At 55.5% G+C, this 23,120-nt stretch carries 45 protein-coding genes and 1 pseudogene; 23 read left to right on the top strand and 23 right to left on the bottom strand.

What is annotated here, in order from left to right; translation table 11 throughout:
• Window positions 1–49: 49 nt before the first annotated feature.
• The 22 genes from QZM35_RS22945 to QZM35_RS22840 all read right to left on the bottom strand — a co-directional run bounded on the left by QZM35_RS22945 (window position 50) and on the right by QZM35_RS22840 (window position 11,073).
• Entirely contained in the window at window positions 50–628 is a 579-nt protein-coding gene (locus QZM35_RS22945; RefSeq protein ID WP_301776833.1) for a hypothetical protein, read from the bottom strand.
• Entirely contained in the window at window positions 625–978 is a 354-nt protein-coding gene (locus tag QZM35_RS22940; RefSeq protein WP_301776832.1) for a DUF2493 domain-containing protein, read from the bottom strand. Before QZM35_RS22940 ends, QZM35_RS22945 begins: the two co-directional genes overlap by 4 nt.
• Entirely contained in the window at window positions 975–1,127 is a 153-nt protein-coding gene (locus QZM35_RS22935; RefSeq protein WP_301776831.1) for a hypothetical protein, read from the bottom strand. The genes QZM35_RS22940 and QZM35_RS22935 overlap by 4 nt, the downstream gene beginning before the upstream one ends.
• Window positions 1,128–1,135: 8 nt before the next feature.
• Window positions 1,136–1,540, bottom strand: coding sequence for a hypothetical protein (locus QZM35_RS22930; protein WP_301776830.1), 405 nt, complete (start codon window positions 1,538–1,540; stop codon window positions 1,136–1,138).
• Window positions 1,537–1,989 (bottom strand): hypothetical protein, encoded by a 453-nt coding sequence (locus QZM35_RS22925; protein ID WP_301776829.1) that lies wholly within the window; start codon window positions 1,987–1,989, stop codon window positions 1,537–1,539. Before QZM35_RS22925 ends, QZM35_RS22930 begins: the two co-directional genes overlap by 4 nt.
• A complete protein-coding gene (locus QZM35_RS22920; RefSeq protein ID WP_301776828.1) occupies window positions 1,986–2,489 on the bottom strand; it encodes a hypothetical protein in 504 nt (167 codons plus the stop codon). Before QZM35_RS22920 ends, QZM35_RS22925 begins: the two co-directional genes overlap by 4 nt.
• 188 nt (window positions 2,490–2,677) lie before the next feature.
• Window positions 2,678–3,022, bottom strand: a complete 345-nt coding sequence (locus QZM35_RS22915) for a hypothetical protein (RefSeq protein WP_301776827.1) — start codon at window positions 3,020–3,022, stop codon at window positions 2,678–2,680.
• Entirely contained in the window at window positions 3,019–3,198 is a 180-nt protein-coding gene (locus QZM35_RS22910) for a hypothetical protein (protein ID WP_301776826.1), read from the bottom strand. The genes QZM35_RS22915 and QZM35_RS22910 overlap by 4 nt, the downstream gene beginning before the upstream one ends.
• A gap of 202 nt (window positions 3,199–3,400) precedes the next feature.
• On the bottom strand, window positions 3,401–3,649 hold the full coding sequence (locus QZM35_RS22905; RefSeq protein ID WP_301776825.1) for a hypothetical protein: 249 nt from the start codon (window positions 3,647–3,649) through the stop codon (window positions 3,401–3,403).
• Between the two features lie 220 nt (window positions 3,650–3,869).
• A complete protein-coding gene (locus tag QZM35_RS22900; protein WP_301776824.1) occupies window positions 3,870–4,436 on the bottom strand; it encodes a dATP/dGTP diphosphohydrolase domain-containing protein in 567 nt (188 codons plus the stop codon).
• Window positions 4,433–4,855, bottom strand: coding sequence for a DUF4406 domain-containing protein (locus QZM35_RS22895; RefSeq protein WP_301776823.1), 423 nt, complete (start codon window positions 4,853–4,855; stop codon window positions 4,433–4,435). The genes QZM35_RS22900 and QZM35_RS22895 overlap by 4 nt, the downstream gene beginning before the upstream one ends.
• Complete coding sequence (locus QZM35_RS22890) at window positions 4,852–5,589, bottom strand: SANT/Myb-like DNA-binding domain-containing protein (protein WP_301776822.1); 738 nt, start codon at window positions 5,587–5,589, stop codon at window positions 4,852–4,854. The genes QZM35_RS22895 and QZM35_RS22890 overlap by 4 nt, the downstream gene beginning before the upstream one ends.
• Window positions 5,586–5,777, bottom strand: coding sequence for a hypothetical protein (locus QZM35_RS22885; protein WP_301776821.1), 192 nt, complete (start codon window positions 5,775–5,777; stop codon window positions 5,586–5,588). The genes QZM35_RS22890 and QZM35_RS22885 overlap by 4 nt, the downstream gene beginning before the upstream one ends.
• The gene (locus QZM35_RS22880; RefSeq protein WP_301776820.1) at window positions 5,774–6,250 is read right to left on the bottom strand and encodes a hypothetical protein; all 477 of its coding nucleotides are present in this window, start codon (window positions 6,248–6,250) and stop codon (window positions 5,774–5,776) included. The genes QZM35_RS22885 and QZM35_RS22880 overlap by 4 nt, the downstream gene beginning before the upstream one ends.
• Window positions 6,251–6,289: 39 nt before the next feature.
• The gene (locus QZM35_RS22875) at window positions 6,290–6,571 is read right to left on the bottom strand and encodes a hypothetical protein (RefSeq protein WP_301776819.1); all 282 of its coding nucleotides are present in this window, start codon (window positions 6,569–6,571) and stop codon (window positions 6,290–6,292) included.
• A complete protein-coding gene (locus QZM35_RS22870; protein ID WP_301776818.1) occupies window positions 6,568–7,248 on the bottom strand; it encodes an HNH endonuclease signature motif containing protein in 681 nt (226 codons plus the stop codon). The genes QZM35_RS22875 and QZM35_RS22870 overlap by 4 nt, the downstream gene beginning before the upstream one ends.
• A 1-nt stretch (window position 7,249) precedes the next feature.
• Window positions 7,250–7,582 (bottom strand): DUF1064 domain-containing protein, encoded by a 333-nt coding sequence (locus tag QZM35_RS22865; protein ID WP_301776817.1) that lies wholly within the window; start codon window positions 7,580–7,582, stop codon window positions 7,250–7,252.
• 199 nt (window positions 7,583–7,781) lie between these two features.
• Entirely contained in the window at window positions 7,782–8,555 is a 774-nt protein-coding gene (locus QZM35_RS22860; protein WP_301776816.1) for an ATP-binding protein, read from the bottom strand.
• Window positions 8,542–9,306, bottom strand: coding sequence for a YdaU family protein (locus tag QZM35_RS22855; RefSeq protein WP_301776815.1), 765 nt, complete (start codon window positions 9,304–9,306; stop codon window positions 8,542–8,544). The genes QZM35_RS22860 and QZM35_RS22855 overlap by 14 nt, the downstream gene beginning before the upstream one ends.
• 230 nt (window positions 9,307–9,536) lie before the next feature.
• On the bottom strand, window positions 9,537–9,689 hold the full coding sequence (locus QZM35_RS22850) for a hypothetical protein (RefSeq protein WP_301776814.1): 153 nt from the start codon (window positions 9,687–9,689) through the stop codon (window positions 9,537–9,539).
• Between the two features lie 279 nt (window positions 9,690–9,968).
• Window positions 9,969–10,637 carry a Trp family transcriptional regulator gene (locus tag QZM35_RS22845; RefSeq protein WP_301776813.1) on the bottom strand — a complete coding sequence of 223 codons (669 nt, stop codon included), beginning with the start codon at window positions 10,635–10,637 and terminating at the stop codon, window positions 9,969–9,971.
• A 193-nt stretch (window positions 10,638–10,830) separates the two neighbouring features.
• Window positions 10,831–11,073, bottom strand: coding sequence for a hypothetical protein (locus QZM35_RS22840; protein ID WP_301776812.1), 243 nt, complete (start codon window positions 11,071–11,073; stop codon window positions 10,831–10,833).
• On the opposite strand from QZM35_RS22840, the gene QZM35_RS22835 reads away from it, so the two are divergent.
• From QZM35_RS22835 to QZM35_RS22825, 3 genes are all read left to right on the top strand, one after another.
• Window positions 11,072–11,716, top strand: coding sequence for a hypothetical protein (locus tag QZM35_RS22835; RefSeq protein ID WP_301776811.1), 645 nt, complete (start codon window positions 11,072–11,074; stop codon window positions 11,714–11,716). The genes QZM35_RS22840 and QZM35_RS22835 overlap by 2 nt on opposite strands.
• 376 nt (window positions 11,717–12,092) lie before the next feature.
• Window positions 12,093–12,386: a hypothetical protein gene (locus tag QZM35_RS22830; RefSeq protein WP_301776810.1), complete on the top strand. Its 294-nt coding sequence runs from the start codon at window positions 12,093–12,095 to the stop codon at window positions 12,384–12,386.
• Window positions 12,383–12,565 (top strand): hypothetical protein, encoded by a 183-nt coding sequence (locus QZM35_RS22825; protein ID WP_301776809.1) that lies wholly within the window; start codon window positions 12,383–12,385, stop codon window positions 12,563–12,565. The genes QZM35_RS22830 and QZM35_RS22825 overlap by 4 nt, the downstream gene beginning before the upstream one ends.
• Window positions 12,566–12,609: 44 nt before the next feature.
• On the opposite strand, the gene QZM35_RS22820 is transcribed toward QZM35_RS22825, so the two are convergent.
• Entirely contained in the window at window positions 12,610–12,810 is a 201-nt protein-coding gene (locus tag QZM35_RS22820) for a hypothetical protein (RefSeq protein WP_301776808.1), read from the bottom strand.
• Between the two features lie 135 nt (window positions 12,811–12,945).
• Between QZM35_RS22820 and QZM35_RS22815 the strand changes: the two genes are divergently transcribed.
• The 20 genes and pseudogenes from QZM35_RS22815 (at window position 12,946) to QZM35_RS22720 (ending at window position 23,084) form a co-directional block, all read left to right on the top strand.
• Window positions 12,946–13,113, top strand: a complete 168-nt coding sequence (locus QZM35_RS22815; protein WP_301776807.1) for a hypothetical protein — start codon at window positions 12,946–12,948, stop codon at window positions 13,111–13,113.
• 25 nt (window positions 13,114–13,138) lie between these two features.
• On the top strand, window positions 13,139–13,318 hold the full coding sequence (locus QZM35_RS22810) for a hypothetical protein (RefSeq protein WP_301776806.1): 180 nt from the start codon (window positions 13,139–13,141) through the stop codon (window positions 13,316–13,318).
• Between the two features lie 758 nt (window positions 13,319–14,076).
• Entirely contained in the window at window positions 14,077–14,403 is a 327-nt protein-coding gene (locus QZM35_RS22805; RefSeq protein ID WP_301776805.1) for a hypothetical protein, read from the top strand.
• 435 nt (window positions 14,404–14,838) lie between these two features.
• Window positions 14,839–15,450, top strand: a complete 612-nt coding sequence (locus QZM35_RS22800; RefSeq protein WP_301776804.1) for a hypothetical protein — start codon at window positions 14,839–14,841, stop codon at window positions 15,448–15,450.
• Between the two features lie 53 nt (window positions 15,451–15,503).
• Window positions 15,504–16,076, top strand: coding sequence for a hypothetical protein (locus tag QZM35_RS22795; protein ID WP_301776803.1), 573 nt, complete (start codon window positions 15,504–15,506; stop codon window positions 16,074–16,076).
• Window positions 16,077–16,092: 16 nt separating this feature from the next.
• Window positions 16,093–16,464 (top strand): four helix bundle protein, encoded by a 372-nt coding sequence (locus QZM35_RS22790; protein ID WP_301776802.1) that lies wholly within the window; start codon window positions 16,093–16,095, stop codon window positions 16,462–16,464.
• 334 nt (window positions 16,465–16,798) lie between these two features.
• The gene (locus QZM35_RS22785) at window positions 16,799–17,827 is read left to right on the top strand and encodes an RNA-directed DNA polymerase (protein ID WP_301776937.1); all 1,029 of its coding nucleotides are present in this window, start codon (window positions 16,799–16,801) and stop codon (window positions 17,825–17,827) included.
• A 1-nt stretch (window position 17,828) separates the two neighbouring features.
• Entirely contained in the window at window positions 17,829–18,119 is a 291-nt protein-coding gene (locus tag QZM35_RS22780; RefSeq protein WP_301776801.1) for a hypothetical protein, read from the top strand.
• Window position 18,120: 1 nt separating this feature from the next.
• Window positions 18,121–18,366 carry a hypothetical protein gene (locus QZM35_RS22775; RefSeq protein WP_301776800.1) on the top strand — a complete coding sequence of 82 codons (246 nt, stop codon included), beginning with the start codon at window positions 18,121–18,123 and terminating at the stop codon, window positions 18,364–18,366.
• 1 nt (window position 18,367) lies between these two features.
• A complete protein-coding gene (locus tag QZM35_RS22770; RefSeq protein WP_301776799.1) occupies window positions 18,368–18,577 on the top strand; it encodes a hypothetical protein in 210 nt (69 codons plus the stop codon).
• A 184-nt stretch (window positions 18,578–18,761) separates the two neighbouring features.
• Complete coding sequence (locus QZM35_RS22765) at window positions 18,762–19,364, top strand: hypothetical protein (protein ID WP_301776798.1); 603 nt, start codon at window positions 18,762–18,764, stop codon at window positions 19,362–19,364.
• Entirely contained in the window at window positions 19,345–19,503 is a 159-nt protein-coding gene (locus QZM35_RS22760) for a hypothetical protein (RefSeq protein WP_301776463.1), read from the top strand. The genes QZM35_RS22765 and QZM35_RS22760 overlap by 20 nt, the downstream gene beginning before the upstream one ends.
• Complete coding sequence (locus QZM35_RS22755; protein WP_301776462.1) at window positions 19,500–19,655, top strand: hypothetical protein; 156 nt, start codon at window positions 19,500–19,502, stop codon at window positions 19,653–19,655. Before QZM35_RS22760 ends, QZM35_RS22755 begins: the two co-directional genes overlap by 4 nt.
• Before the next feature lie 615 nt (window positions 19,656–20,270).
• On the top strand, window positions 20,271–20,474 hold the full coding sequence (locus QZM35_RS22750; protein ID WP_301776461.1) for a hypothetical protein: 204 nt from the start codon (window positions 20,271–20,273) through the stop codon (window positions 20,472–20,474).
• The gene (locus tag QZM35_RS22745) at window positions 20,471–20,656 is read left to right on the top strand and encodes a hypothetical protein (RefSeq protein WP_301776460.1); all 186 of its coding nucleotides are present in this window, start codon (window positions 20,471–20,473) and stop codon (window positions 20,654–20,656) included. The genes QZM35_RS22750 and QZM35_RS22745 overlap by 4 nt, the downstream gene beginning before the upstream one ends.
• A complete protein-coding gene (locus tag QZM35_RS22740; protein WP_301776459.1) occupies window positions 20,656–20,838 on the top strand; it encodes a hypothetical protein in 183 nt (60 codons plus the stop codon). Before QZM35_RS22745 ends, QZM35_RS22740 begins: the two co-directional genes overlap by 1 nt.
• A 113-nt stretch (window positions 20,839–20,951) precedes the next feature.
• Window positions 20,952–21,566: an ERF family protein gene (locus QZM35_RS22735; RefSeq protein ID WP_301776458.1), complete on the top strand. Its 615-nt coding sequence runs from the start codon at window positions 20,952–20,954 to the stop codon at window positions 21,564–21,566.
• Between the two features lie 2 nt (window positions 21,567–21,568).
• A pseudogene (gene ssb, locus QZM35_RS22730) lies at window positions 21,569–21,904 on the top strand (single-stranded DNA-binding protein); the annotation flags it as partial.
• Window positions 21,905–21,906: 2 nt separating this feature from the next.
• A complete protein-coding gene (locus QZM35_RS22725; protein ID WP_301776457.1) occupies window positions 21,907–22,407 on the top strand; it encodes a siphovirus Gp157 family protein in 501 nt (166 codons plus the stop codon).
• Window positions 22,404–23,084: a DUF3820 family protein gene (locus QZM35_RS22720; protein ID WP_301776456.1), complete on the top strand. Its 681-nt coding sequence runs from the start codon at window positions 22,404–22,406 to the stop codon at window positions 23,082–23,084. Before QZM35_RS22725 ends, QZM35_RS22720 begins: the two co-directional genes overlap by 4 nt.
• Window positions 23,085–23,120 lie beyond the last annotated feature (36 nt).

Genomic DNA, 23,120 nt, shown 5'->3' with positions numbered 1-23,120 from the left:
TCTACTAGCGATCTTGCGTCGCTTAGCACTGCATATTATAACTGATAAATCAATCGGTTGCGAGTGGGAAGGGTGGCCCCGAAACGAATTCAGCCATGTTCGCAAAGGTCCATTTTCTGCCGTAATACACCGTCACCAACGCACCCGGATAGTTCATGAATCCTTCCTCGGCTGCCTCCCGCGAAAGTCCATTGGCCCAAAGCGAGCCAATTCGGCCCGTTTCCACATGCGTGTATTGGGGCGTACGCAATTCCTCGGCCAGTCGCTCTCGCTCCGCCTTCTCCGCCCGAAACATCTCCCCATTGGCGTGAGCGAGTAGCTTGGCGGCTTGGAGGTCTTCGTGAAGCTGCTCGATCTCGGCTTGCATGGAGACGATATTGTCGTCCGACCATGCCGGAAACGCGCCCGTCTCTTGCGGATCAACCGGCAACAAATCCTCCGTCTTCTGCCGCGCCTCGATCTCACCGTTTGCGCCATCCGAGAACGCATCGAGGAATCGCACTGGCGCGTTCACGGTTCCGGCGAGTTGGTATGCTGCGGCACACAGCGCCTGGTAGCGCTCACGCTCGGCGCGAAGCAGGGCGAGACGGCCGGATAGTTGGCGGATTGTGGTGGCTAGGGCGCTCATTTGACCTCCACTACCTTAACTCCGGCAGTTTTTGCTTGATGAACCATATTTGCCGTGCCTCGCCCACCGGGGAACGCGATGACTAGATCAGGTGCGTAGTCGAGCATGCGAGCATTTCTGATCGGGCCGGCACCGCGCCCATTTTTTTCCCACTTAGCAGGTACCGAAAGACAGTCGACAGATCGCGCTTCAGCCCAAAGTTTCGCCATAGTATCGGCTCCGCGTGCAGCACCTTGGATGATAAGTTCGATGGGCCTGAGCGCATGCTGAGCGTCTAGCACATCGAACAGACGTCGTTCTTCGCGCTCGTCTTGTCCATAGTCTCGCCCACCACAAACAATGACTTTCATTTCGTCTCCACAAACACAGCCTTGAACCCCTGCGCCGCCGCCCATGCCTCAGCAGTGCTCGCAGAACCAAAAAGCTTAGGCTCGTCTTCCCACATGCAGAAGAACCAGCGTCTGCGGCCGAAGCGGCGGAATTCGATGGTGTTGGTCATATGTCCTCCTACCAATCCGAGCCGCTGCTAGACGATCCCGTGTCAAAACTGCTTGACCCACTATCGCAACTGCCGCTGCCAGAATCCCATGAACTCGACGAACTGCTGTAGTCATGGCTGGAACTCGATGAGCAATCGTGGCTGCTTGTTGTGGGCGATGAATCGAAGCTGCTGCTCGTCGACGGCTCCGGGCTGGAATAGATCGACGAGTGAAGAGGGTTGAACGGGCTAATCGGGCTCAGCGGATTGAGCGGATTAATCAGATCGGTAGAATCATCATGCCGCGGCGCTGATTGATATGCGCTGTAGCTCGACGACGGATATCTGGCGGCGCTTCGCTTGGTCGTGACGTGCGACTGCGTAACGGTAACAGTGATCTTCTTGCGTCCGAACAGTTTTTTGAACAGATTCATGTTTCCTCCAGTTCTTCGGTTTGGATGCCCATCTTTCGAGCGCGCACTGGCTCCCATCGAGCGAGCGCGCTATCAAATGTCGCGACTTTTACCTCATATATCTCCGCCCCTGTATCGAGCCATGCATGGCACCACATACATCCAGGCACGCTGTAGCGATGATCAGCCTTCCGCGCGCCAGCCTTACCGTGCTTGCTGAAATTGCTATGGCACGGGACCACGGTTGGATCTTCGTAGCCAGTCCAGCCATGCACTGCGAGCAAGTAGCACGGCTCCCCACGGCATGCAGCCAAATACTTAGATCCCTCCGCCACAGTAGGACGCTTCACCCGCGCCTTGATCGCCGTCTTGCGCGCGGGCTTGGTGCTTTCGGGTAGGGGTGAGGATCTCTTCTCCCAACTTCCGCGCTTAAGTGAGCTTTTACGGGGAGCAAAACCCGACCTCTTCATGGGCGCCTTCTACGCGCCGAGTCGGGTCGGGAAAACAACTCCTCAAGGGGCCAGCCATGCTTATATCGATATGCGACTAGGCCGCGCCTCAATGAGAAGTGGCGCTCCCATTGGGTGGCTGTTTTCACCTGACCTTGATATTCAATGAGGAGACTATTCCGTTTGTTATTTCTCTGCGCCTCGTCGGACGCCCAAATGCAATTATTCGGCTCGTAATTTCCATTCACGTCTTTCCTCTCCAGCGTCATACCGTCTGGAGCTGGCCCCATATCGGCAAAGAAGTTTTCGAAGTCAAGCCATCTTTCACAGATCTTGATGCCGCGACCGCCGTAGCTTTGATGGGACCGCGAACGCGGATTCAGGCATCGGCTCCTCATGCCGTTCCATGCCTGATATTCCTTGGTGAGGTGCATGCCATGCTTGGTTTTGGATTTTGGTCCCGCCAAGGAGAGGTCCGTGTTTCCAACAAAGCCTTTGTCGTACAGAAGTTTGGCGGCCATCTCCTTTTGCAAACACCCACAACTACGCACGTTTCCCTTCGATAGAGCCTGTGCCGTGACATCGTGGCTAACGCCACAATCACAGATACACGCCCACCGAAGTCTTTCCCCAGCAATAGTCTTCGGAAGTGGGCGAATGGCCACGAGCCTTCCGAAGCGTTGGCCCGATAAATCTGCTCTGTTTGGCATCAGACTGTTCTCGCCTCAATGCGCCGCGAACTTTCAAGCGAGCGCCATGCCTCAATCCGCGCCTGCGCCGCCACCATCAGCCAGCGCAAGCGCTCTTCTTCCTCGACAGCGGCGCTCAGAGCCAGCAGATGCTGTTGATAGTCCTCGTCGGCATAGGCTTCGCGCTCCTGAGCCACCGCCGCCTTATGCCCGGCCGATTCCGCCTTGCGCATCAGCAGTGCCTTCTTCGATTTGCGGAACTCTTCGAGGTAGATACGATCCGCTTTCGCCTTGGCGTAGGCGGGCGCGTTGTCGCGGATCCAGTTCAACGCGTCGAAGATTCTGATTTCGGCTTCGTCGCTCATACCTTCCTCCCCACACACTCAGCCAGCGCAAGTTCTTCCAGCTTCTCGGCCATGTCTTTCAGTTCGGTTGCCAGTGCCGCGGCCTTCGGGTTGTTCAGGAAGCCCTTCGCTGAAGCCTCGGCAATGGCGTGCGTCGTGTTGCTGATGCGCACGATCAGTTCGGCGGTGTTGTTCATGTTCTCTCCAAATGTGTCTTCGTGTTACCAGTTGGGCCATCTCCATTCCAATCGCATGAAAGCGCAACCGAACCAAATGTCCCGATGACTGCGACGCAGGACGCGCCATTGACGGTCTCAAATAGCTTCAGTCTCGGCTTATCAATCACACGAAGGACGCCAAGAACTATCGCTAATGAAATGCATGCCATCGCGAAGCGTTTCATGCCGGCACCTCGAAACCTTCAACAGTTTTTAGCCACGCGTCCGGGATATGGCAATTTCGCGTGGCTACAAATTCACCATCAGAGTTTCTGCAATAGATGTCCTGCCCCTGAACTTCGACATACCATGATGGCAAACCGGATGAATGGACATGCGGTGCTTTTGTTTCTTCGAGAATAAACACCTCAAGCCCCTTGTGCGGGCCGTCCTTGGTGACGACGGCAATATCCCATACTTTGCAGTTCATCCCTTCCTCCGTTCCCTAAAGTTTGCGAAGAACCTGCGCACGCTGTATGAGCGAGCAAAGGAAATCGCGGTATAGATAGCCGTCAGCGCAACGTTGTCGACGAGACTTACTCTCATGCCGTAATGGGGCAGTACAATGTAGTTCGTCACCATGTTGATGAAGCAGCCGATTGCCGTGCTGGTAGCTGCCTCACAAATGGATGCGCGACGGGACTGCATTGCTAAAATGCCTCCGCGTTGCTCTTTGCGATCAGGCGTGCGTCGTCTTCGCGGGAGGCGTGTTCAGTTTTCCAGCGAGGTTTAAGCCATTCGATCGGCAAATCATTGCCTTCCGGATAGGTTTTGCAGAATGTGATAAGCATCATGAGATTGCATATGAAATGCCCGCGATGCGTCTTGCCGGATTCGGGGTCGATCTTTTCACCGGCCATCATCCCGAACAAGAGATGGCGAGCAGCGCACCCAAGCGGAACGCTCCATGGCATTCCTTTAATCCAGTTCCATGCAACATACTTTTTCGTTCCATATCCCATAACGTCGGCGCATTCATCCCATGCAGCACCGACCCATCCAATCGCCTGATGTAGATATGCGTCATTTCCGCTCTCTTGGAAGGAAGCCAGATTCTGCAAAGCCGTTTCCAGTGCGATAGATTTTTCGTCACTGTGCCCGTGCGAAATGCAATGGTCTGCAATGACGCGCAATGGAATTAGATCCAACGGCGGCTTCCCATCGTTGTATCGCGCGCCCGAGCCGCGTTCGTTAGAGTTCACGTCGCCGATGCTCATGCCACAACCTCCTGCGTCACTACGGTTTTCTTCATCAAGCGTCGGCAGAGAAACAGACTCGCATAAGCCAGCGATGCCCAAACACGGACGGGATGATCTGACATCCGGCGCAGCGTTACGACTTCGCCAAGCGACACGCGATAGATGGTCTTGCGCTGCTTGAGCGCCACGATGTACTCGACCCAAGCGCCAAAAGATTCTTCCCAGCCAGGCAGTTGCGCGAACGCAGTGCATTCGTCCATAGCCTCGATGTCGGCGATGATGCAGGGCAGCCACGACGCGCACGGATCAGGATTAATCTCGACCGGATTCGTTACCGACCAGCCCTGATGACGCAGCTCGTGCGCAACCCAGTTGAACATCGGAAAATTCATGTCAGGCTTCCCCGACATGGCACCGCTGATGTAAATGACGCTCACGCTTCCTCCAGTTCGTCGTACAGATGGATCGTCATGTCTTGCTTATAGACGCGTCCCTTTTCGGCCACCGGAACTTGGATGTTCCCAAGCAGTGCGGCGAAAGGGTCATATTTCTTCGCTTTGATGCGATTCTTAGTCCGATAGCGAAGACAGTTTTCCGCATTGCTCCGCGGGCTAGGACGAGGCATGTCCTTGTCTTTGCCGTATTTGAAACAAGGAACTTGGCGTTGGCCGGTATGTTCCCAATCTCCGACGTGAATCTGTTTTCCACGAAGCACCTTTATTTGGTGTTTGATACCTGATTCACTGCAACCTACTCGCAAGGCAAGCTTTGCGATCGTCAGCACATTGCCTTGTTTGAGAATATCGAGCATAGATTCGCGAATCCATGAAAAATCGGATCCGCTTTTTCCTTTAAATTGTCCGACCAAACCGAGTCTCTGACAGCGCGCCTTAATGGCGGGTAGCGAGCGAGTAGGCATTTTCTGCGCCATCATTTTGAGACGAATGCCTTTGCTATATGCTTCACGCAATAAGTTGTCTTGCTCTTCCGTCCAATGATCTACATGAGTGATCTTCAGACGATATGCGCGCCGCATGCATGACCCGCGCGATCGACCCGGAAAATTTCTCAGCTGCTCGAAAATATTCCCGCTGGCATAAATGGCGATAAGCCGATCATCATCTTCTTTAGACCAATTGGGATTTCGCTTCATGGAAGATACAGTAGTCATTTCATCACCCTATATTCAATCTCGATTCCAAACTGTTGAAGCCATGCCTTCGGCACTGACTTGCGACCAGTCAATGCGAACGATACGAAGCGCGGATTGATACCCTTCGAAAATGCGAACTTGGCTTGACTACCGAATTCGCTTTTGATGCGCTGGCGCACATATGCCCGCATTTCGATATCGTTCATACCGCCTCGCGATATTTCCAATACTCACGCTCAACCACGGCCAGCGCAGCGTTCATCTCGCCAATCGTGATGATCTTCAGTTGCTCGATCCACGTCGTGATGGCCTGCTCGACGGTCGAACGATCTACAGCCGATACAAACGCTAGCTTTCCTGTCTCGTGGTACGCCGGCACCATACGGCGCATCGCTTCGTGTGCGGCGTCGAACAGATCGCGCGCTTCGGAGCCGAGGCCGGCGCGAGCTAGCAACCAGCCGTGATTCAAGCAATTGGCGACCACATCCCATTGATCCTTTGTGCCATGACCGCGCGTAACGGCATCCAAAGCGGTGAGGGCGGCCATCTCGAATTCGTCGGAGAAATCCTCGGTGACGGCCTGCTTCATGATCCGGTTGCGCTCGATGGTCATCAGGCATGAGTGCAGCCTGACCGGCTTCGGCCGGTATGCCTTACGCGATTTCTTGCTTGCTGCCATCACACACCTCCGCGTCCGTGTTTGCGATCTCGTGATTCATTACTTCATCCGATGGATAAATCCAGTCGATGTACGCTCAATGATTGACTTGTCTCCGCTCAACAGGCGCTCAGGATCGCTGTTCAGCGGCGAGATAAAGAGCGAATCGCCTTCGGCGCCAGTCGCCTTGATGTAATCGACCTCGACCTTGGCGCTGTCGACCAGGACGCCGGCAACCTGCGCGACAGCGCGTGCACGATCGACGTCCATCGGATTTTCCCGATCGCGCAGTGCGGCGAGTGTTTGCATCAGGTGTTCTCGCATATCAGTAATCGTGCTCATGACTGTTGCTCCTGCGTTTCGCGGGCGATTCGATTGACCTGGCGCGTGATTGCGCCTTTCAGTTGAACCAGCTTCGCCAGTTCAGGGTTGCGCGATCGGGGATGATTCCGGCGCGCTAGCTCGGCGCGACTTACAAGCTCAAGTGCATCAAGCGTGATCTTTTTGGCATCGGCAGTGCGTTGTCCCGGCAGGAAGCAGACGACGTGACCGGCAGGAATAGGGCCGTTCGCTGCTTCCCATACAAGGCGATGCACGCCGATCCACCGACGCGCCGGCGCGATGCCCGGATCGTCCGCGACCTTGCGTTCGAGGTAGCCATCTTTGCTGATTCGGTGCGAGCCAATGGGTACGTAGTTGTGTTGCGCCGCGCCGCGCATTTCGCCTTTCTTGAATTGCGTGCGCCGGGTGTTCGGGTGATGTCCCGTTAAACCTTGCTTGCCCTTGTTCCATGTAACGTGTCCCGTCGTGAAACGCGATGCACCGCCGCGCTTGCCATCCGTGCGACCCGCCAAGGGACTGGCGAGGTATTCAACCGACTTGCGGAGCCCCATGCTGAGAGCCTTTTGATAGACACCACCGATGCCGCGCCCCATCTGTTTCGCCAGCGTCGGCGTGTGCGAGTTTGGGTATTCGCGCGCGAGCAGAACGAGTTCTTCGGGTGACCAAGGCTTTTTCATCTCAGAATTCCTCCGCATTCCAGCCGCCGCCAGCCTTCTTTGGCTTGGCAGTCACGGCGATGAAGCGAAACGGGTACTGATCCGCAGCAATCTTGATCTTGGCTCGGGCGTCGTCCTGCCAGAAACCCTTGACTTCGTGGCATTCAATCGCGCCATCGGCAAGCATCACGGCGAAGTCCGGCGTATAGAACGTGTTATCGGCTAGGCGCAGCTTGATTCCTTCGAAGCGATACCAAGCTACTTCACCAGCATGCTTGCGGTCGGCAAGCGCCTTGTCGTACGCGGCCTCTGTCTTGTTCATTGCGCCGACCTTGAGGCGTCCAAGGGCTTGCATGCGCTTAGTACTACTATTTGACTTCATCGCTATAGATTCCATCGATCCGTCTCCTTACTTCGCCGCCCACCTGTCGCAGCTATAGTTCCCTTTGCAGAACCACCAGACTGGCCGCAGCGCACAATTTCTCAAGCCGATCCGGTAGTGCGATTCGTTACCGGGATCTTTGGTCGCGTGGCGACATGTGCGACATTGGCGCTCAGGCTGTTTTTCTTCCACGGTGCGATTCCCAGTCAAACGCTACCCAGATTCCGCCTTCGCGCAGTCGATCGAAACTGCGTTCCCCGAGGAATTCCTTCATTCCCTTGGCCCCGAGGTTCGTGAGCAAAATCGTCGGCATCAGATCGCGATAGCGGCGGTTCAGCACGTCAAACAGAATCACTTGCTCGCCGTCTGTGCCGTATTGCACGCCAATTTCGTCGATTATCAACAGACTCACGGTCGACAGTTCATTCAGGACGGCGCTCTCGGTCATTTCCGAATCCCGACGCCAGGTGTCACGAACCATGCGAACCAAGTCAAGCGCGTTCAGGTACATTACCGTGCCGGTGTTCATGACCACCAGCGCCGCAGCAAGTGCAAGGTGACTTTTGCCCGTGCCCGGTTTCCCAGAGAACACGACCGTTGTGCCATCGCGGTAATGGTCGGCGAAGTTCTCGGCAAACTCCTTTGCGACTTGCAGGGCCTTTTGTTTCGGTTCGGTATCGGCGACGTAGTTATCGAACGTACGATCGCGGAAGCGTTGCGGAATGCCTGACTGGCTCAGACGCTGTTCCATGCGCCGTTGACGATCAGCCTCTTCGTCGGCGCGGCGCTGCTTCTCGTCTTCGATCTTTTGCTCTTCGCTGCAGACTGGGCAACCAGTCCAGATCATGCGACGACCGAGTAGGGACATGCCCTTCGACTCGTAGTCGCCATGACGTTCGCAGATCGCCGTACGCGTCTCTTGCGGAATTGCCTCAAAAGCTCCCATCGGAGTTCACCCCCTCTCGATAATCGACTTGATCAAAGCCGCTATGACGGCTCGCTTGCTTTGTAGTCTTGGCAAAGTCGCCACGGAGTGGGAATAAGCCAGTCCAGCCCCGCATGATTGATTGCTCGATAACGGCCTGCGGTTCATTTCCCTCGCCGCGGAGCTTTTCAAGGGCCTTGACGGCCAACTTGATCGCGGCTTCACCCATCGGCTTTCGCATCTGCTTTCGCATGGCAACAAAATCGTTCCATGCGACTTCAGGAATCCAATCGGGCAGGGCAAAAGGTGCCACAGGCGCCTTTTTGCCTTTATCTAAACCGTTAGGTTTAGATATATGGTTACTGGTTACTGGATTCGCTTTTTTTTGGGTTTGCCTCTGGGTATCCGAAACGGAACCCTCTGGGTTACCCACTGGGTTTTTGTCGGTCTTGCGAGGACGCCCCCCCTTACCACCATTCAGCCTATTTTTCTCTGCCTCCTCGTTGTAAGAGAGGATCTGCTCTTCGATCTTTTCGTGGAACAGTTGACCGTCTACTTTCTCGAAGAACTGCTTGGAAACCTTGTCCACAGCGGCTCTTTCCTGTTCCGAGAATGCGCCGGCAATGCGGCACAACGCGTCCAAATCAGCCGGTAGCGGCTTTTCGGAGGAGTAGTAGTAGTCCATCAGCTCGTTGTAAGCACCCCGCTCAGTGAGGTTAAGGAGACGCGTCGCGGTGGCGAAATCGCCGATGTGCTTGCTGTAATACTTCATCTGGCTTTGGCCTTCGGTTTCGTCTCGCATACCCAGAAATAACCCAGTGGGTTTCTATCGCGTTGCCCAGACATAACGAATCTTTTGCTTCCGCGCCTGCTTCCAAATCTTGTTCGGCGATAAATCGTCGACATGCGCTAGGCGCTTCATGCATTCATTGACGCCGCCGCTTGGGTAGTGCTCGCGTAGGACGCGAAGCTCGCCAGTCGTCCAATGGTGGTAGGGGCGCGTCATGCGGCCCTCGCTGCGATTACTTCTTCCATGATCGTCAGTCCCGCCGTGCGCGCTTTCCATTGCGTAATCACCTTGTTTCCTACCGCAGCTTCAAATGCATCAATCTTTTCTGCCGGCAGATTTCTGTACCGCTTTCCCTTGAGATTCACGGGGCTATCGGCCAGGTATTCAGAGACGTGCGATGCATACAATTCGGCTCGCTCAGCTAAGGTTCGATGCAGCATTGCCTTAGTACGCCGAGCAGCCCACGCCAAGCGAACTGCGTCTCTATAGTCCTTGCACAAGTCCAAGTACTTCGTGGGCAAGAAGCCGGGCCCAAACAAACATCCGCCAACCAAGTTCAAATCGTCCATTTCTTTTCTCTCTTAGGGACAATCAATCAAATTACCGCTTGAGATACCAGTTGAAAAGCGGCCAAGATAAAACCGTCACGACTCGCAATCAGCCTCGCTCCGAAGTTGGCCAAGCTCATTCCTAGTCACACGACGATCCACGTTTTTCCACGAATCGGAGACGTTCTGAGAATGCGTAATGATTTCGACATTTCCAACCTTGTATGGCCCGCTGTCGCCAAAACGAGCCATAACGTACACACCGATGTGTGCGCGGCCACGTTCAGCCCAATGGCCGGACTCAGACCAAATCTTCCACCATTCCGGAAAAGTCATTTCCCAAGCAATTTCGCGGTAGGCGGCTCGGCTCCGTTGCACACTGAAGGCATCCCACGCCTTCTTGGCCTCATCAAAAGAGGGGAAATTTTCGAGACTCAGACCACATTTGATTTCGAATTGAGCACGCTGCGCATCGTCAAGTATCGAGGCGTACTTTTCGGAGTGAACCTTCAATTCGTCAACGTAATGACTAATGCGAGTCGAAGAGATGCCAAAATGCGCGGCGATTTCAGTCTGATTTTTGCCGTTTCGAAGCATTTCGAACACTTGCTCTCGGCGCTGATCATTGCGGCCGCGGCGCATCCAATTACCGCGGCGTGTCACGATTCCAAGGCAGGCCAAACATTGGGAGACGCGTTGAGTCGAACACCCGAATTGCTTGGCGATCTCGGCCATCTTGGACCCGGCCCGATACATTTCAGCCATGGCGAGCTTCTTTGCTCTCGATTCAGGTGTTTCTCTTGCGCCAGCCATTCAAGCCTCACATAGGATGACTAAGGGTATGAACTACCTACGCAACCCGCTCAACGCGAGCCGCTGTATAAAAAGGAGCGATGCGAACATCGCCCAAACCATCACACTTCGGGGTGGAGTGTGTGGAGATCACCGTTGGACCGAACTACAAGCTCGTGCCAGGAAGACTGGCCAGCAAATCGATTTTGGCGACCTTCTGGTCGGTAATCGACTCGATGGCGGCGGCATAATGCGTCTCACCAGTCCACTCAGTGCGCGGTAGGTGACCCTTCGCCGCCCACTTCCGGACGGCTTGGTACGTCACCGGTTTTTCAATGCGCGCATTCAATGCCTTGGTGAAGGCGGTGATGCCTCCTGCGGTAGCGATTGCGGTCTCGATCAGATTCATGAAGACCATTCTAGAACCGAAAGTTACCAAATGGCAAGTACTGATTGTTCCGGTGCCGAAAATGACAATAGAACCCATGGTTACCGACGACGAAAAACAAGCTTTCTCCGCTCGCCTCAACCGGATCCTCGACGAGATCGACGGATATCCGAAGAAGGGCGGCGGCCGACAGGTTAAATTGGGGAAGGATTGGGATGTCACGCAGAAGGCAGCGCGTAAGTGGCTCGAGGCCGAGTCGATCCCCGAACTCACGCGACTGATGAGTATGGCGCGGCGCTATGGAGTGAACTTCGAATGGCTGACAACAGGCCGAGGAGAGCCCACTTACATTGGAGTCAACATATCGCAAGAAGGTAATTCTCAGAGGATTGATGCAGGTCACTCACACGACGATCAGACGTTAGAGAAAGCCCCTAGCCGGAGCGTTGAAAACCGGCTGAAAGAAGGTGATAAGATGCTTTCGCTGGTTGGGGTTTCCAACGAAATGCGAGCTATTATTGAAGAACTCGCAACAATTGATCGCAGCCAGGGGCGACGCAGAGGGATTCTTATCGGGACAATCGGGGCGATTATTGCAACGACTGAAACGGAAGCCGGCGAGCCGCCGCAGCAACGGCCGCCAAGTCGTAGCAGGCAGAGCTGACTCCTGCGTTTTGTGCGACGATCGAGTATCGCGAGGATCGATGCCCGATCGGGAGTATGTGCGGAGGTGCCATGGGCATACTCATAGAAGGCGTTGCATGGTCTGCAAAGCGCCCGCAGATCAAGGCCGAGGAGGAGACCAAATGTTCCACCTGCATCCTCAAAGCCAGACTAGAACAGGCGCATGTTTGTCTGCGTGCCGCAGAAAAGTTGCTTGATGTAGTGCCTCTCCCTGAGGAGCATTCGGGATCTCCCCATTAGGTCCCTTGATCCATCCCCACCAATCCCCGCCCCGGCGGGGTTTTTGTTGATAGCATCATTGGATGCAGTAGCAGTTCCGAAGATCTAGTGCGAATGGTTGAACAAAAAGTCTAAAAATGGATCAAAATAGTCAGAAAGTCCACTCGATCAAAGTATCTGCCGCAGCGATCTACAATGCGGTACTCGCATTCATCGTCCATGCGGTGGGCGGCGCAATAATTTTCGTTGTGTTGGCTGGATTGGCGTTCGGGCTTGGTCGATTCGTGCATCACCTTGCCGAATGGGGAGCAGACCCGATACTAGTCACATGTCTTGGTGCGCTAGAATATGTTGTATTCGGGGCCGATGCGCTATGCATGTTGTTCTTCATCTATAGTGCTGTGAAGGCCGGCTACAAGGAGATGCAATGAAAGATTCCCTTAAGGTGATCGTGGAGGCTGCGAAGGAGACCCCGCGTCTGTACTTCGCCCCAATAGTCGCCGCCTTCCAAGCCGTCGGAAAGGTCGAGGATGCGATGATCCGGACTCAACGGGACTCAGCGTCCGGGCAGTTTGGGAAATTTGTCCCGAAAGATCGCCGGCAAAAATAAAGGCGTAGCCATCCCCCACAAGCCCCGCTTCGAGCGGGGCTTTTTCATATTCGCACAATCCTGAACACCTCGGGATATGCCGCCCGCACGAGCCGCGCGCCGGCCTGCACAAACACCTCCATCTCTCGGTCACTGAGCATCCGCTCTAGCTCGGCCAGCGCCTGGGCATAGCGCTCGATCGGCGCCCACTTGCCGGTCGCGGGCTCGGTCTCGACCAATCTCTGAAGCATCTCTTCCGTCGTCATGGCTACCTCCTTGCGAGCTTCCAGCATAGGCGATGGGCGGCTGTTACAAAAAAAAGGACTATCGGTACTTGCTAAAAGGTAACCGATAGTTCTATGATTCATTCCAAGGCAGTACACGACGCCACGGAGCCCACGATGTTCAAGTTCACGATCACCTTCCAGCACGACAACGGCGAGCGGTTCGACGTGGTCGGCGCTGGTGAGAGTAAGAACGCGGTGATCTTCCGACTGACGAACGAACTCGCAATAGCTGGTGTCATCGGCGTGACTGCGGTTCGCGCTGTTGAGCACTCGCTGGTTTGACCAACGCACACGAAGGGGAACGACGATGCTTACGACCAAATGGGTAGTTGATGCGCTTGGCGCGAACGGCGCTCCGGGTTGGGTCTACAACGTGGCGGATGAGGATTTCGACACTGAGGCCGATGCGATGAAGTGGCTGGAGACATATCGGCCATATCTCGGGGCCAATCGCACACACATCCGGGCCGTCGAACGCCGCGCCTGACCGACCGCGCCCGCTGGGGCGGGCAAAAGATCGAAACGCCTAGAGGAAGCGGCAACACACGGCTAGGTGTCTGCGGATTATGTCCGCACTGACGAGATCGTAATTTGGCGCAACGGCGCTGCCGTTCCGGTGACAGCGGGCGGGTTCTTTAACAACGTGGAATCGAGTGTTAGTCAGGGCTGGTGGCTTGCGGCGTGGAAAGATTCCGCAGACACGCCCCAGACAGGGACAAGTATCGGATGGGCATCCGATGTAGCAAACAAGGCTTATGGCCGGGAAACTCAGTTTCCCCCTCTGGGAGATCCCATAGCTGAGGTAGCGATCAGCCTAGCCGCCAGCCCTGACGACATTCGATTCACAACGCATAGCCGGGACCGCGCAAGCGAAGCAACCGGCCGGGGCGATCCGCCTCGTGAATTAGGACAGACGAACCGCGCTAGGCCGATGTTGGCTACCGGACAGAAATCTGAATGATCCTGATGCAAGACAGCCGAACACGTGACCGATGGCTAAAAATCGGCACAAAACCGCAGGGCAGCTGGAGCCGTCACGGACGGGTGTAGCCAGCGTCCTGCGGAGTAGCAGTTCTTCTGGAAGGACGCCGAAGTCCCGACATAGTGCAATCGCGCGAAACCACTGGCCCATACGTGTTGATCGATGGTTCTTACGGTGACGCTAGCTGACGAGACACACTCCCTGATACCAACGGCGTCCTTCCAGAAGGGCTGGCAGCAGATTAATCCTCGACGGAGAAAGACGTGAAAATTTTACTTGTGTATCAGAATGTTCCGGAAAGCGTTGATTGGCTTGTCATCACCGATCCAAGCGCCGAGGATCTTGAGATCCTAAAAGTTGCTCATGGAAGTTTTACGAATGCATGTGGCACCGATGATGCGACGGAAGCCGCACTCGACAAAATATCCCATTTTTTATGTGATCCCCATCAAAAGGATCGCTACGCGAATGATTACTTGCAAGCAGCAGGCGATGATTTTGGGAAGTGGTATCGCTTCAAGATTGATGAAACCGATCTTCCGAACACCTCTGGAATCGACAAGATATTTACCTGCGGCTTCCTGATGTGAAGGTTGGGCGCGGACGCGCCCTTTAAGCAGCTTGAGGGGTAGGCAGCGTGGAGCTAAGAGGGCGGAAGGCAGTACGAGTACGCCTTTGATCTATGAAGCGCTTGAAAACTGATGGACATGACAGGCCATCGGTCCTACCGCTGAAGCTGTTTTACAAAGGCACCCCACCCAAGCAACCCGCAGACATTGACGACCGGGCCTCGTCAACCATACCCCGCGCTTAGGGATGAGACTCCACAACCGCTGCCTCATGCGGAATCTGTCGGTTGCTTGGCTGGGCTGCTTTTTCTGTCACTAATTTAGGATTCCATATGTTATGGAAGGTCGTTGTGGCACTTATCGCCGCGCTAGTCTTGCTCATTTGTGAGATCCATCGCGGCTTCAAGATCATCGAGAAAGATGATCATCATCGGCATTAATCATCGGAGAAAGAGAATGAATGCAATCCTCAACCCGAGCGCTGTTCCGGATGCTATTGGCACATTGTGGGAGGGCGGATACTACGTCGGCCTGCTCACGTTTGGCGGCGATGTCTATGCCCAGGTTGTCGCTCCCAAGGGGGAAGGTCAGTTGCCCGATACACACGAGTGGGGCAAATACGGAAAGGAAGTTGCAGGCGCAGCCAGTTTTTTCGATGGTGCCTCGAACACGAAGGCAATGGCTGAATCGGGTCTTGTGATCGCCGAGCGCATTCTTGATCTACGTATCGCTGGATTTGATGATTGGCACATCCCGGCGCGCGACCAGCTCGAACTCGCATACCGCAACTTCAAGCCGACGAGCGAAGAGAACTGGGTCTATCGCAACGGCGACAATCCGAGCAGCGTCCCGCCGGGGTATCCGTACACGATTCATCTGCCTGGCCAGACCGAAGTTGAGCTTTTCAGGAAGGGTGGCGCTGAAGCATTTAACGACGATTGGTACTGGTCGAGCACGCAGTTTTCGGCCCTCACCGCCTGGTTCCAGGCCTTCGCTGATGGTACCCAGAACATCACGCTCAAGCATGTCTACGGTCGAGTTCGCGCCTTCCGCAGCATCAAAATTTAGTTATTTAATCATTTCGACTGCATCAGCCGAACGATCACACTAGAGAGGATCAGATGGGCGAACTCATCATCCCGTTTCACGGCGGGAAGCTTGTCGTGCCGCACGAAGAAGCTGCCAAAGCTTGGCTCGATAAAGTACTTGGTACTACATCGAAATCTTCCGATGCGGCGCCCCGAGTCGGGGAATATTGGAGCGGTCAAGGCGGCATCTATGCGGGGGTGATGCCTGTAGAAGGTGGTGGGTTGGCGCATCGAATCATATCAGTCGATGAGGCCGAGGATATCCAGTACGGCGGGTACGGACACAAGACCGAAGGTGCGGATAGCAAAATCGATGGTCTCGCGAATACGATCGCTCTGAATGATGATTCGGTCGATCATCCAGCGGCAAAGTGGTGCTCTGAATATACGAAGGACGGGCATAGCGATTTCTACCTGCCGGCGCAGCGTGAGCTTTCGTTAGCGTGGGCGACGATTGCGCATATATTCGGGCCACACTGGTATTGGTCCAGCACGCAGTATTCGGCCTGCCCCGCCTGGTACCAGGACTTCGATGATGGGTACCAGGACGGCACGCTCAAGGGTGACGGCGGTCGAGTTCGCGCCTTCCGCAGATTGAACTTTTAATCTTTAACAATTTCCCATGGCCGCGCCAACCCAACTGCCTATTTACAAGGTTGCATATGACCTGTTCCGGCTGATCATGGAGATGGTTCGCAATATCCCCCGTGATCTCAAGCAACTCGTCGGATCTCGACTAGCCAGCGAAGCGATGGAAATCGTGACGCTGATCTTTCGGGCAAATGAAGCAATCGATAAGGTTCCCCACCTGAACGAACTGATCGAACGGCTTGGGGTGATCAATCTTCAGCTGCGCCTCTCGCAAGATATGCGTCTCATCTCAACGAAGCAATACGCTGCGGCGATCGCGCTCACGGATCAAGTCGGAAAGCAGGCTGGTGGTTGGCGCAAACACTCCGCATCGTCGCCCGCTGTATCACGGTCACGGCCATGATGCCTGCGCGATCATTGATCTGGTTTCGCCGCTTTCCCATGAGGAAACCGCCATGCGCAATAAAGAAACCGTTTGCCAGTGTGCGGATGGGTCTAGCGCAGTTTCTCTGCTGATCGATGAGGGTCATCAGCAGAGCGACGTAGATAGCGAAATTCGACGCAGTATTCGGCCAACACCGCCTGGTACCAGGACTTCGATGATGGTAACCAGAACAACACGAACAAGAATGACAACGGTCGAGTTCGCGCCTTCCGCAAATCAGTGCGATGTAGAGGGCCTCCCTTCATTCGAAGAATTTGTTCAGGCCTACTTTGATTGCCGGCGCACCAAGCGAATGACGCGAAGTGCGCTGGAATTCGAGCAGAATCTTGAGCGTAATCTTGGCGAACTTTACGACGACCTGGTTGATGGAGTCTATCAGCCGGGTCGCTCGGTATGTTTCGTCATCACCCGACCGAAACCGCGCGAGGTTTGGGCGGCAGCGTTTCGCGACCGAATCGTGCATCACTTGCTTTACAACCGTATCGGCCCGCGTTTCGAGCGATCTTTCATCGCGGATTCCTGCGCCTGCATCAAGGGCCGCGGCACGCTATACGCCGCACAGCGCCTCGACGCGAAGGTGCGATCGATCACGCAGAACTGGTCACGGCGCGCTTGGTATCTGAAGCTCGATTTAGCCAACTTCTTCGTCAGCATCGACAAGTTGATCCTACGCGACCTGCTGCTCGCGAAGATATCCGAGCCGTTCTGGCGATCGCTGACCGAAACCGTGCTGATGCACGATCCACGGGGCGACTACGAGTACCACGGCGATCCAGCGATGATGGACTTGGTGCCGCCTCACAAGCGGTTGATGGAGCAAGCGCCGGGTCTTGGATTGCCGATAGGCAACCTTTCTAGCCAGTTCTTCGCGAACGTGTACCTCGACGTACTCGACCAGCGAGCGAAGCATGTGCTAGGCATGCGGCATTACATCAGATACGTGGATGATTTCGTGTTTCTGCATGAATCGCCAGCCCGACTGAACGAGATCCTCGCCGATGTAACCGCCTTCCTGCCTGAACGGCTCGGCGCGCGGATCAATCCACGCAAGACCATTCTCCAGCCGATCGACCGCGGTATCGACTTCGTCGGCCAGGTCATCAAGCCATGGCGACGCGAAACGCGGAAGCGCACGCGGAACGAAGCGCTTCGACGTGTTGCCGAGACACCGGTCGGCGATCTGATGCCGGTCGCGAATTCGTATTTTGGGCTGCTACATCAAGCAACCGCCAATCATCATGACCGCGCGTTGCTGGCAAACCGATTGCGGTATCTCGGGAAGGCCGTCAATCGCGATCTAACCAAGACATTTGGAGGTTGACGTGAGCGCTCTATCCGAAACAATGCGCGGCGTTGAGTATCGGGACGCGCGCATGCAGGCGCAGGCGGAACGCGATTCTCAGCGTTTCGACGCCGGCTACGAGCTTGGCATGGCCGAAGCTGAACACGAGATTGCTGGCTTCGCGAAGAAGTTCAAGTTTGATCCGAACGAGCCAATGGATGCCCGCTGCCGTCGTTTTGTGGCTGAGTTTATCGGTAGCTGCGATTGCTGCTATGACGAGCTGGCGAAGGCGGTCGCTGAGGCGGTGGGAATGTTTGATGGAGAGGTGTGAGATGAACCATATCAAAAATGGTGGCCCGGCGTTTCCGTCCACCACGAAAACGTACACCGCTGATAACGGCGACACGATGCACCAGGGCGCGAACGGCATGACGCTCCGCGATCATTTCGCGACGGAGGCAATGGCAGCCGTCACGATGTCGCAGGGCGAATTGCACGACATCCCGGAGTCATACGACCGCATCGCGCTGCACGCCTACAAGATGGCTGACGCCATGCTCCGCGCGCGGGAGAACTGACATGAACTGGAACCGAGGCGATCTCGAACTGAACGGCGGGATGCTTTACTCGAACGGTCGATATCTCGGCACGTTCTCTTGCTGGGCCGCTGGCAAGGAAGCGATCGGGATCATGAAAGAAGGGCGGCAGGTTTGTACTGCACGCGATACACACACGATGTCAGAGGAAGATGTTGATCTGATGCTGGCCATCGATTACGACGAGAGATAGCCATGCGCCCCACCAAAGCCCTACATCGCGCGGCGACCGCGAGTCTGGACGGTCATCTTCGCTTTGTCGTGAGCGTACACGGCGCCATCCAAGTGATGACGCTATCCGAACTCGCCTGCTGCAACGAAGCCCGCGTGCAGTGTGCTTTGTTCTGCGGGCATGTTGTGAATCCGAGGGGATGAAGATGACTGATCAATATAGTGGTGCAGCCGTCCGCGTATGCGCAATCGCCGACATTGAATGCTCGCGCAACTGCGGCACCGGCGCATGCGAGCGCGAGGCTCGTTACTCTGTCGAGCAGCACGAAGCAGCGCCGGCCGGTGTCGACGCGCTGACGGATCAGCAACTCATCGACATGTGGAGCGCGGGGAATCGCGCCATTCTGAATGGTGCTGGATCACGTAGCGCAGCGACAGCCATGAGAGTCGCAGTCGGAACGTCGGCCGCCCCGCTCGAAGGCACGGGCAATGGGGCGGCGTTCATGGACATCGTGTTCGATGGACCGCCGTCATATCAATCCGGCCGCTTCGTGGAAGTCGAGGATGAGCAAGGACGATCTTTCAATGCAGGCCAGTGGATCGACCGGGGCAACGGCCTATGGGCGCTCCGAATCGCCCGTGCCCCTCGCACTGAGGTGGCGGGAGCGGTGCCGTCCGTCGATCAAATTTGCGCTATCGGCGCCCTTACGTCCCTTGGCGAAGCGATGGGTCACGAGATTATCACCAAGCACGCACGCGATTTTTTGGCTGCTTGCGCGAGAGATAGAAATGGACATCAGCAAACTTAGACGAGCCTACGAAATCGCTCGCAACGCTGGCGACAAGCGGGCCATGGATTTGATCGCCCAAGCTATCAGCTACGCCGTATCCGGCTACGTGGAATACGCGTGGCCGGCCTACAACCAGTATGTGAAGGAGGCAACGTGAAAGAGGAAAGCCACGAAGAAATTTTCGCGCGTCTCGATGCGGCACGCCGGATTATGACTCCGTTTAAGGACTACATCCGCGGCGAGCAACGCAAGCGCGATGATGCGGCGTTCAGGGCGTTTATGGACAAGATTCAGGCGCCAGTCAAGTGATGAGGATGCCAAGGGCTTTGTAGGGATGGGAATGCGCAGATGGTGACTGCGCAGCGACTAGGGAGCATCTACCCGGCCACGGCGAGGCATCGCTCACGGCAACGATCGGCCCGATCAACGATAGGGCGGAAACACGGGTAGGCGTCGGTATAGACGAGGCTAGTAGTTCGAGCCGCGAGCCTCGCACGTATTGCGGCCCACACCGCGCGGCAGCAAGCCGGAACCACACCACCGGCCCCATCCCCACAAAGCCTTGAGGAATACTAAGGAGAACGCCATGCGAGGCTTCTGGGTTCGCCTAAATTTGCTTGTCGCTGCAAACCTGATCGTCGGATCGTGCTGCGCGTACCAGGCCATCCGATACGTCGAGTTGTGCGCGCTGGGGCAGTGATGGACAGAGATGCTTGGAATCGACGCCAGATGACGACGCGCGTACTAGATCGGTGCGACGAATGCGGAAACCTGAAGGACGACGTGAAGCCGCGCGAACACTTCACCGGCTACTTTTTCAGCAAGCGTTGGGAATTGAAGAAAACGTGCTGCGGTGCGTGCTTCGAGATCGCGAAGCAACAGCAGGCGGCTGAGTATGCGGGACTTGGATGCTAGGAGAGCGAGATGAAGATGATTGACCTGCGCCACGTGCGCACAAACGTATGCCTCACCCAGTCCGAACGACTGGAAGCCGAACTGCGCCATACGGGCAGCGCAAACAAAGCGCGGGCGAAACACAAGATTGCATTCCTCGGCAGCCATTGGTTGCTGGCGCCGAACTATGACGGTCGGTATGTGCCGGAGCTGACGAAGAAGGGGGCAGCATGAGCGCAATCGCAAACAAGCGAATTCTTGCCGAGCGTGTCCAGAAGTTCATCAAGAGCAATGACCCAAGCATCGAAGAAATGATTGAGATCATGGATTCGCTCGGAACGGTCTTTGGCGACTGCCTTGGATGCCCCGTAGAAGTGAAGGCAAAAATCACACCTCCACCAATGGAGGCTTTGTGATGAACATCGCAACCATGAACCAGCGCGAACTTCTGGCGCAAATCAACCAAGCATCGAACGCCCGTCGCCGCTACGAACTTGCAGACGGCAACCGCTGGCGCGACGAGAGGCATGCTAGGGAAGCGGTTGGGGCGGAACTAGATGCGCTGGTCGCCGAGTGGCATCGGCGCAACCTCGAATAGGTGTCGCATGACGGACGACGACGATTCATTTTGGCAAGCGCAACAGCAACAAGAGCAGCAGGAACAGGAAGCCGAGGACGCCCTTGGCTGGCATCAACTCTCCGGAGCACAACATGAATGTGTATCAGGCAATCGCGGCAATCGCAGGCGAGATGGCAAAAAACGGCATCTCGAAGGATCGGAAGAATCAGCAACAGGGCTACCAATTCCGGGGCATCGATGATGTGTACAACGCGCTTGCGCCGATGCTGGCCGCACATAACCTCGTTATCCTGCCGCGCATGATTTCGCGCGAAGTAGTTGAGCGCCAAACCCAGAAGGGTGGCGCGCTGTTTTACGTCACGGTCGAAGCGGAATTTGACTTCGTGAGCGCTGAGGATGGCAGTAAGCATACTGTTCGAACCTTCGGCGAAGCGATGGACAGCGCCGATAAGGCAACGAACAAAGCAATGTCAGCGGCCTATAAGTATGCAGCTTTCCAGACGTTTTGCATCCCGACTGAAGGCGATAATGATGCAGATGGTTCGTCGCACGACGTGGCGAGCCGCAAGAATGCGGCAGGGCGGTCGGAATCAACGGCCGCAGATCTGGCAATTGAAGAACAGATGCGATCAGCGGATACGGTGCCTAAATTGGTCGAGATCATGAATGGTCTGACCAAGGAGCAGAAGGCCGCCGCGAATGCGACTTTCAATCAACGCATGAAAGAATTGAAAAAGGCGGCATAACTATGGCATCCGTCAACAAGGTCATTCTCATCGGCAACGTGGGCGCCGATCCCGAGACACGATATCTGCCGAGCGGCGATGCGATCACAAACATTCGCGTTGCCACATCGGACAAGTACAAGGACAAGACTACCGGAGAACCGAAGGACGTTACCGAATGGCATCGGATCGCGTTCTTCGGAAAGCTGGCCGAGATTGTCTCGGAGCACGTCCGCAAGGGTTCGTCGCTGTACGTCGAAGGCAAGATCAAGACGCGCAAGTGGCAGGACAGCAACGGTCAAGATAAGTACTCGACCGAAATCATCGCGGACGTAGTTCAGTTTCTTGGGAGCCGAGAAAAATGAGTCTCAGTCTTTTCGCCATCGCTGGCGAGTATCGCCAACAACTTGATCAGCTCGAACAACTTGGGTTGGATGAGCAGACATTTAAAGACACGCTGGAATCGATTAACGGCGACATCGAGGAAAAATCGATCAACGTCGCCATGTTCGTTCGCAATCTAGAATCCAGCGCAGCCGCCATCGAGACGCAGATTGAAATGATGAGTGAGCGTGCGGCAGCGATCAGAAAGAAAGCGAATCATGTCCGGGACTATCTGCTTTCCAACATGGAGCATGCGAAACTCCAGAAAATCGAATCGCCATTCTTTGTGCTATCGATCCGGAAGAATCCACCGTCGCTGATCGTGGATGACGAGAAAAAGATTCCGCCGTCATTTCTTAAGACGCCAGAACCCCCACAACCGTCGCTCGATAAGGGGGCGCTGAAGGAGGCGCTGAAGGCGGGGCAAGAAATCCCCGGTGCTCGCCTGGAACAAAAAAACAGGTTGGAAATCAAATGACCTCATACATTTTTGACACCGAGACGACAAGCGCGGACGAGCCGCAATTGATCGAGGCGGCGCTACTGACGATGAGCGACGATCTGACCGATCACGCTCCGCGCGATGTGTTCCTGCAACGCTATCAGCCGACCAAGGCAATCAGTTTCGGCGCGATGGCTGTTCACCATATCCTGCCTTCGGATTTGGTCGATTGTCCACCGAACAGCGAGTTCCGTTTGCCTAACGACATGAAGTACATGATCGGGCACAAGGTCGATTTCGATTGGGAAGTCGCGGGTAGGTTGAACGTGAAGCGCATTTGCACGTTGGCGATGGCGCGACGGGTCTGGCCGGATGCCGAGTCGCACACGCTTGGCGCACTTAGCTACATGCTTGGATCGAATCTGGAAGCAGTGCGTCTTGAGCTTCGAGACGCACATAACGCGCTTGCCGATTGCTATCTCTGCGCCCGCGTGCTCTTTGCAATTATCGAGCACTGCGGCGAAGACATGGGAACCTGGGAAGACGTCTATCAGTTCTCGGAGAAGGCGCGTATTCCGACCCATATGTCGTTTGGCAAACACGCGGGCAGGCCAATTGCCGATGTGCCATACGATTATCGAGCATGGTACGCACGTCAACCCGATCCCGATCCGTATCTTCTCAAGGCGTTTGGCCTTCCGGTGCCGAACTAAGCCTCCCTTCCGCGCACCACCCACCCAACACAGGAA

The sequence above is a fragment of the Burkholderia sp. AU45274 genome, assembly GCF_030482505.1.
In the GTDB taxonomy this organism is placed as follows: Bacteria; Pseudomonadota; Gammaproteobacteria; order Burkholderiales; family Burkholderiaceae; genus Burkholderia.
This window is presented reverse-complemented; position numbering and strand designations above follow the sequence as displayed.

What these genes read in the sequence shown, in the direction of transcription:
- QZM35_RS22945 (WP_301776833.1), bottom strand. Translation starts at nt 628, where the DNA reads ATGAGCGCCCTAGCCACCACAATCCGCCAACTATCCGGCCGTCTCGCC.
- QZM35_RS22940 (WP_301776832.1), bottom strand. Translation starts at nt 978, where the DNA reads ATGAAAGTCATTGTTTGTGGTGGGCGAGACTATGGACAAGACGAGCGC.
- QZM35_RS22935 (WP_301776831.1), bottom strand. Translation starts at nt 1,127, where the DNA reads ATGACCAACACCATCGAATTCCGCCGCTTCGGCCGCAGACGCTGGTTC.
- QZM35_RS22930 (WP_301776830.1), bottom strand. Translation starts at nt 1,540, where the DNA reads ATGAATCTGTTCAAAAAACTGTTCGGACGCAAGAAGATCACTGTTACC.
- QZM35_RS22925 (WP_301776829.1), bottom strand. Translation starts at nt 1,989, where the DNA reads ATGAAGAGGTCGGGTTTTGCTCCCCGTAAAAGCTCACTTAAGCGCGGA.
- QZM35_RS22920 (WP_301776828.1), bottom strand. Translation starts at nt 2,489, where the DNA reads ATGGCCGCCAAACTTCTGTACGACAAAGGCTTTGTTGGAAACACGGAC.
- QZM35_RS22915 (WP_301776827.1), bottom strand. Translation starts at nt 3,022, where the DNA reads ATGAGCGACGAAGCCGAAATCAGAATCTTCGACGCGTTGAACTGGATC.
- QZM35_RS22910 (WP_301776826.1), bottom strand. Translation starts at nt 3,198, where the DNA reads ATGAACAACACCGCCGAACTGATCGTGCGCATCAGCAACACGACGCAC.
- QZM35_RS22905 (WP_301776825.1), bottom strand. Translation starts at nt 3,649, where the DNA reads ATGAACTGCAAAGTATGGGATATTGCCGTCGTCACCAAGGACGGCCCG.
- QZM35_RS22900 (WP_301776824.1), bottom strand. Translation starts at nt 4,436, where the DNA reads ATGAGCATCGGCGACGTGAACTCTAACGAACGCGGCTCGGGCGCGCGA.
- QZM35_RS22890 (WP_301776822.1), bottom strand. Translation starts at nt 5,589, where the DNA reads ATGACTACTGTATCTTCCATGAAGCGAAATCCCAATTGGTCTAAAGAA.
- QZM35_RS22885 (WP_301776821.1), bottom strand. Translation starts at nt 5,777, where the DNA reads ATGAACGATATCGAAATGCGGGCATATGTGCGCCAGCGCATCAAAAGC.
- QZM35_RS22880 (WP_301776820.1), bottom strand. Translation starts at nt 6,250, where the DNA reads ATGGCAGCAAGCAAGAAATCGCGTAAGGCATACCGGCCGAAGCCGGTC.
- QZM35_RS22875 (WP_301776819.1), bottom strand. Translation starts at nt 6,571, where the DNA reads ATGAGCACGATTACTGATATGCGAGAACACCTGATGCAAACACTCGCC.
- QZM35_RS22870 (WP_301776818.1), bottom strand. Translation starts at nt 7,248, where the DNA reads ATGAAAAAGCCTTGGTCACCCGAAGAACTCGTTCTGCTCGCGCGCGAA.
- QZM35_RS22865 (WP_301776817.1), bottom strand. Translation starts at nt 7,582, where the DNA reads ATGCAAGCCCTTGGACGCCTCAAGGTCGGCGCAATGAACAAGACAGAG.
- QZM35_RS22860 (WP_301776816.1), bottom strand. Translation starts at nt 8,555, where the DNA reads ATGGGAGCTTTTGAGGCAATTCCGCAAGAGACGCGTACGGCGATCTGC.
- QZM35_RS22855 (WP_301776815.1), bottom strand. Translation starts at nt 9,306, where the DNA reads ATGAAGTATTACAGCAAGCACATCGGCGATTTCGCCACCGCGACGCGT.
- QZM35_RS22845 (WP_301776813.1), bottom strand. Translation starts at nt 10,637, where the DNA reads ATGGCTGAAATGTATCGGGCCGGGTCCAAGATGGCCGAGATCGCCAAG.
- QZM35_RS22835 (WP_301776811.1), top strand. Translation starts at nt 11,072, where the DNA reads ATGAAGACCATTCTAGAACCGAAAGTTACCAAATGGCAAGTACTGATT.
- QZM35_RS22840 (WP_301776812.1), bottom strand. Translation starts at nt 11,073, where the DNA reads ATGAATCTGATCGAGACCGCAATCGCTACCGCAGGAGGCATCACCGCC.
- QZM35_RS22830 (WP_301776810.1), top strand. Translation starts at nt 12,093, where the DNA reads ATGGATCAAAATAGTCAGAAAGTCCACTCGATCAAAGTATCTGCCGCA.
- QZM35_RS22825 (WP_301776809.1), top strand. Translation starts at nt 12,383, where the DNA reads ATGAAAGATTCCCTTAAGGTGATCGTGGAGGCTGCGAAGGAGACCCCG.
- QZM35_RS22820 (WP_301776808.1), bottom strand. Translation starts at nt 12,810, where the DNA reads ATGACGACGGAAGAGATGCTTCAGAGATTGGTCGAGACCGAGCCCGCG.
- QZM35_RS22815 (WP_301776807.1), top strand. Translation starts at nt 12,946, where the DNA reads ATGTTCAAGTTCACGATCACCTTCCAGCACGACAACGGCGAGCGGTTC.
- QZM35_RS22810 (WP_301776806.1), top strand. Translation starts at nt 13,139, where the DNA reads ATGCTTACGACCAAATGGGTAGTTGATGCGCTTGGCGCGAACGGCGCT.
- QZM35_RS22800 (WP_301776804.1), top strand. Translation starts at nt 14,839, where the DNA reads ATGAATGCAATCCTCAACCCGAGCGCTGTTCCGGATGCTATTGGCACA.
- QZM35_RS22795 (WP_301776803.1), top strand. Translation starts at nt 15,504, where the DNA reads ATGGGCGAACTCATCATCCCGTTTCACGGCGGGAAGCTTGTCGTGCCG.
- QZM35_RS22790 (WP_301776802.1), top strand. Translation starts at nt 16,093, where the DNA reads ATGGCCGCGCCAACCCAACTGCCTATTTACAAGGTTGCATATGACCTG.
- QZM35_RS22785 (WP_301776937.1), top strand. Translation starts at nt 16,799, where the DNA reads ATGACGCGAAGTGCGCTGGAATTCGAGCAGAATCTTGAGCGTAATCTT.
- QZM35_RS22775 (WP_301776800.1), top strand. Translation starts at nt 18,121, where the DNA reads ATGAACCATATCAAAAATGGTGGCCCGGCGTTTCCGTCCACCACGAAA.
- QZM35_RS22770 (WP_301776799.1), top strand. Translation starts at nt 18,368, where the DNA reads ATGAACTGGAACCGAGGCGATCTCGAACTGAACGGCGGGATGCTTTAC.
- QZM35_RS22765 (WP_301776798.1), top strand. Translation starts at nt 18,762, where the DNA reads ATGACTGATCAATATAGTGGTGCAGCCGTCCGCGTATGCGCAATCGCC.
- QZM35_RS22760 (WP_301776463.1), top strand. Translation starts at nt 19,345, where the DNA reads ATGGACATCAGCAAACTTAGACGAGCCTACGAAATCGCTCGCAACGCT.
- QZM35_RS22750 (WP_301776461.1), top strand. Translation starts at nt 20,271, where the DNA reads ATGAAGATGATTGACCTGCGCCACGTGCGCACAAACGTATGCCTCACC.
- QZM35_RS22745 (WP_301776460.1), top strand. Translation starts at nt 20,471, where the DNA reads ATGAGCGCAATCGCAAACAAGCGAATTCTTGCCGAGCGTGTCCAGAAG.
- QZM35_RS22740 (WP_301776459.1), top strand. Translation starts at nt 20,656, where the DNA reads ATGAACATCGCAACCATGAACCAGCGCGAACTTCTGGCGCAAATCAAC.
- QZM35_RS22735 (WP_301776458.1), top strand. Translation starts at nt 20,952, where the DNA reads ATGAATGTGTATCAGGCAATCGCGGCAATCGCAGGCGAGATGGCAAAA.
- QZM35_RS22725 (WP_301776457.1), top strand. Translation starts at nt 21,907, where the DNA reads ATGAGTCTCAGTCTTTTCGCCATCGCTGGCGAGTATCGCCAACAACTT.
- QZM35_RS22720 (WP_301776456.1), top strand. Translation starts at nt 22,404, where the DNA reads ATGACCTCATACATTTTTGACACCGAGACGACAAGCGCGGACGAGCCG.